General features: G+C 65.5%; 1 protein-coding gene. It reads left to right on the plus strand.

From position 1 onward, the window contains the following. Positions 1-101 precede the first annotated feature (101 nt). Positions 102-1,337, plus strand: coding sequence for an IS256 family transposase (locus AC3ENO_RS14905; RefSeq protein WP_434971350.1), 1,236 nt, complete (start codon positions 102-104; stop codon positions 1,335-1,337). The last annotated feature ends 34 nt before the right edge of the window (positions 1,338-1,371 follow it).

Genomic DNA, 1,371 nt, shown 5'->3' on the forward strand with positions numbered 1-1,371 from the left:
TAGTTCTCGGGCTCGAGTGTCACGTCGTGAACGTGGTGAGCCATCGTGCGATGGTCAGTGAGTACCGATCAAAGTCACTCACAGAAAGACACAAACACACGATGGCTCTAGACCAGTCTGCCCTGCTTGACCTGCTTGCGGAACTGAAACTCACCGATGTCACCGACCGGATCCGGGTCGCGACCGAGACGCTCTACCAGGAGCTGATCGATGCCGAGGCGACCGCGGTGATCGGCGCCGGCCCGTTCGAACGCACCGCCGCCCGAACCACCCAGCGCAACGGCTCCCGTCCGAGGACCCTGTCGACCACGGCTGGGGATCTGGAGCTGCGGATCCCGAAGCTGCGGCAGGGGACGTTCTTCCCGTCGCTGCTGGAGCGGCGCCGCCGGGTCGATCAGGCGCTGTTCGCGGTGGTGGTGGAGGCCTACCTGCACGGCGTCTCGACCCGGAAGGTCGACGACCTGGTCAAGGCGCTCGGCGCGGACACCGGGATCTCGAAGTCCGAGGTGTCGAGAATCTGCGCCGATCTGGATGCTGAGGTCGCCGCGTTCCGCGATCGTGACCTGGCGCCGGTGGCCTACCCGTATGTGTTCCTGGACGCCACGTACTGCAAAGCGCGGGTGAACCACCGGGTCGTCTCCCAAGCGATCGTCGTCGCCGTTGGGGTCGCCGCTGACGGCCGCCGGGAGGTCCTCGGCTTCGACGTCGGCGACACCGAGAGTGAGCCGTTCTGGACCAGCTTCCTGCGCTCACTCAAGGCCCGTGGGCTGGCCGGCACGAAGCTGGTGATCTCTGACGCGCACACCGGGCTGAAGAAGGCAATCAGCACCGTGCTGCAGGGCGCTGCCTGGCAACGCTGCCGGGTGCACTTCATGCGCAACGTGCTGTCCGTGGTCCCGAAAGGCAGCCAGGACATGGTCGCCAGCGTGATCCGCACGATCTTCGCGCAACCCGACGCCAAGCATGTCATCGCCCAGTTCGACGAGGTCGCCCGCATGCTTGAGCGGTCCCACCCCAAGGTTGCCGCCATGCTCTGCGACGCCAAAGAGGACCTGCTGGCCTTCACCGGGTTCCCGCAAAAGCACTGGCGGCAGATCTGGTCCACCAACCCGCTGGAACGCGTCAACAAAGAGATCAAACGCCGCACCGACGTCGTCGGGGTGTTCCCCAACCCAGCCGCGCTGCTGCGCCTGGCCCGCGCGGTCCTGGTCGAGCAGCACGACGAGTGGGAAGCCGGCGACCGCCGCTACTTCTCCGAGCACTCCATGCGTGAACTCGACACCATGAACAGCGACCAAGTCGAGGAGGTGGTCATCCCCGAGCTCAGCGCGGCATAATCAACACAGCTGACCGCACGGTGTCGAGAAACTC

It is taken from the genome of Microbacterium sp. bgisy207 (assembly GCF_057706855.1).

Coding starts and splice junctions, on each gene's coding strand:
- AC3ENO_RS14905 (WP_434971350.1), top strand. CDS start 102: ATGGCTCTAGACCAGTCTGCCCTGCTTGACCTGCTTGCGGAACTGAAA.